At 41.3% G+C, this 3408-nt stretch carries 2 protein-coding genes and 2 pseudogenes; all 4 read left to right on the top strand.

From position 1 onward, the window contains the following. Nucleotides 1-972, top strand: a 972-nt coding sequence (locus ACKI5J_RS10600) for a DNA polymerase IV (RefSeq protein WP_407429274.1), incomplete at its 5' end; no start/stop codon positions are given. Further along, nucleotides 932-2363: pseudogene (locus ACKI5J_RS10595) on the top strand (PHP domain-containing protein); the annotation flags it as partial. The gene ACKI5J_RS10600 and the pseudogene ACKI5J_RS10595, both read left to right, overlap by 41 nt. Further along, a complete protein-coding gene (locus tag ACKI5J_RS10590) occupies nucleotides 2358-3044 on the top strand; it encodes a hypothetical protein (protein ID WP_407429276.1) in 687 nt (228 codons plus the stop codon). The pseudogene ACKI5J_RS10595 and the gene ACKI5J_RS10590, both read left to right, overlap by 6 nt. 27 nt (nucleotides 3045-3071) lie before the next feature. Continuing rightward, a pseudogene (locus ACKI5J_RS10585) lies at nucleotides 3072-3408 on the top strand (DNA polymerase III subunit alpha); the annotation flags it as partial.

The raw sequence follows: 3408 nt of genomic DNA, 5'->3' as shown, positions 1-3408 counted from the left end.
ATGGCAAAAATGTTATGTCCACACGCAGTCTTCCTTAAAGGTAACATGGATGAATACTCAAAGGCATCACATGAAATTACAGCCATTCTGCGGGAACGCGTTCCCTTAATTGAGAAGGCAAGTATCGACGAGCACTATATTGACATGACGGGCATGGACCGTTTCCACAGTACCAATAAGTATGCACATGAGTTAAAGGAACTGGTGTGGAACGAAACTGGCCTGCCAATTTCATTCGGACTGTCGGTTAATAAGACGGTTTCCAAAATGGCTACCAATGAATGTAAACCTAATGGTGAGCTGAAAGTAGTGCAAAGCGAGGTGCGTCCGTTCCTCAATCCACTTTCCATAAGAAAGATCCCCGGTCTTGGCGAAAAGACTTTCATTAAGCTCAGCGACATGGGTATCAAAAAGATATTCACCTTGTCGCGAATTCACCCCGATCAAATGAACTTCTTGTTAGGTAAGTCTGGATTATCCTTATTGCAAAAAGCGAAGGGCATTGACCACAGCCCCGTGATCCCTTATACGGAGCAAAAGTCTATCGGCACACAGTGTACCTTTCATTCCGATTCTATTGATGTTGAGATGATCAATAATTTATTAGTTGCACAGGTAATGGATGTGGCATTCCAATTAAGAGAGAAAAAGAAACTCACTGCATGTATTACCGTTACCATTCGTTATTCCAACTTTGAAACAGAGACCAAACAAGCTGCTATTGCCTATACGTCTCTCGATACTGTGCTTATTGCGGCAGCAAAGGATTTGTTCAAAAAAATGTATAACCGCCGTATGTTGCTTCGGCTAGTTGGAGTCCGTTTATCGAATCTGGTAACTGGTTTTGTGCAAATTGATCTGTATAGCGAAAGCCAGGAGCAATATAGCCTTGTGCAGGCCATGGATAAGATCCGTAGGCGTTTTGGGCAGGATGCAGTTGTCAGGGCTTCGGTTATGGATATTAAGTTATAACCACATGTACCTGAATGTCCATTCTCAATACAGCCTGCGTTATGGCACCTTGTCTATAAAAGCACTCGTAGAAGAAGCTCAGATACGTGGGATTACTCAAATGGTAATCACCGATATTAACAATTCTACAGGAGTAATGGAATTCATGCGGGAATGCCGGGCTAGGAACATTAAGCCAATTGGCGGTATAGAGTTCCGAAGAGATAAAAAGCTGCTATATCTTGGTATTGCTCGGAACAAAGAAGGAATGAAAGAGTTGAACGATTTTCTTAGTGTACATAACCTGACGCAAAAAGAACTTCCAGATGAGCCTTACGATTTCAAAAACGCTTATATTATTTATCCTTTTAGCCACAAAGCTGAACTTAAATCAAACGAATATGTCGGGATCCGTTTTGACGAGTTGCATCAACTTTACAAAAAAGATTTAAGCGGCCGCGAGGATAAGTTGGTTGTTCTTCAGCCCGTTTTTGTTAGTAGTAAAATCGGCTACCGTTTGCACGAGTACTTAAGAGCTATTGATTTAAATACTCTTATCACCATGGTTGAGAAGGAGGATAAGTGCAATGAAAATGATATGTTCCTTAAGCCTGGAGAGTTAGATGTAAAGTTTGTGAAATATGCTTTTATGCTTGATAATACCCGCAGGCTTATGGATAGCTGCACAATGGATTATCCCGAAGGCAAGATCAAGTTAAATCGAAAATCTTTTACAGGTAATAAAAGTGATGATAAGGATTTACTGGAAAAGCTGGCCATGGAGGGTATGTTGTATCGCTATGGCAGCAAAAACAGGGAAGCACTGAAAAGAGTAAAAAAAGAACTTAAGGTCATTGTTGATTTAGATTTCTGCACGTATTTTCTGATTACTAATGATATTATTCAGTACTCTATGAGACGGATACTACCATGTGGGTAGGGGATCTGGTGCCAATAGTATTGTGGCTTACTGTCTTCGTATTACCGACGTTGATCCAATAGAGTTGGATTTGTATTTTGAAAGGTTCCTAAATGCTGAACGAACTTCTCCACCCGATTTCGATATCGACTACAGCTGGGATGAACGAGAAGATGTGCAAGATTATATTTTTAAGCGATATGGTAGGGAGCATACCGCTTTGCTGGGTACCATGTCGACTTTTAAAGACCGGAGTATTATCCGGGAGATCGGTAAAGTTATGGGACTTCCAAAATCGGAGATTGATAGCTATACAGATTCCAGCCGAGCGGCACTGAACCGTGACAATGATACTTTTAAAAAAATCAAGGCCATTTATGAGTTGATGACGGATATGCCTAATCAACGGAGTATACATGCGGGTGGCGTACTCATCTCTGAGGAGCCCATTACTTATTACACTGCTTTGGATTTACCGCCTAAAGGAATGCCAACAGTGCAGTGGGATATGTATGAGGCAGAATTGATAGGATACGATAAGTATGACATTCTATCTCAACGCGGAATCGGCCACAAGGAAGCAGTGAAACTTGTAGAACAGAACCGGAATAAAACCGTTGATATTCATCAGGTACACCGGTTTATGAAAGATGAGCAGGTTAATAACCGACTAAAGTCTGGTGATACAATAGGTTGTTTTTACATAGAATCACCTGCTATGCGGCAATTGCTTAAAAAGCTAACCTGCGACAATTATCTAACACTCGTAGCCGCAAGTTCAATCATACGTCCGGGAGTGGCGCAATCCGGAATGATGAAAACTTATATTGAGAACTATCAGCAGCCCAATATGGCCAGATACCTGCATCCTGTAATGGAGGAACAACTAAAGGAAACTTTCGGGATAATGGTTTATCAGGAGGATGTAATCAAGATATGCATTCATTATGCAGGTATGGATGGCACTGCTGCAGATATACTTAGACGAGGGATGAGTGGTAAATATAGATCACGCATAGAGTTCGATCGTTTGATAGAAAAGTTTCATGAAGGGGCTAAAGCCTTAGGCAGATCAGATGAAGTCACCAAAGAAGTATGGCGCCAGGTCTCCAGTTTTGCGGGTTATAGCTTTTCTAAAGCTCATTCAGCGAGCTTTGCGATAGAGAGCTATTAAAGTTTGTATTTGAAGACCTTTTATCCGATGGAGTTCATGGTAGGTGTACTTAACAATTATGGTGGGTTTTATAGTCGTTGGCTTTATGTTCACGAACTTCAAAAGTCTGGCGCTACCGTACATTTGCCTTGCGTAAATAATAGTAGTTCAGTCGTATCTATCTCGGGTAATAATGTTTACCTAGGTTTTGTAGGTATCCAAGGGTTCGAGAACAAAATAATGGACCTAATAATTGATGAACGTCGGCAGAACGGGTCTTACCTCGCGCTGGAAGATTTCATCAAGCGTACTGATATTAGTTTGGAACAGGCGGTGATCCTGATCCGCTGTGGTGCTTTACGTTTTACTGGCAAAAGTAAGAAAG

It is taken from the genome of Arcticibacter sp., from assembly GCF_045629565.1.
Taxonomy (GTDB): Bacteria; Bacteroidota; Bacteroidia; order Sphingobacteriales; family Sphingobacteriaceae; genus Arcticibacter.
This window is presented reverse-complemented; position numbering and strand designations above follow the sequence as displayed.

What these genes read in the sequence shown, in the direction of transcription:
- ACKI5J_RS10590 (WP_407429276.1), top strand. Translation starts at nt 2,358, where the DNA reads ATGCCAACAGTGCAGTGGGATATGTATGAGGCAGAATTGATAGGATAC.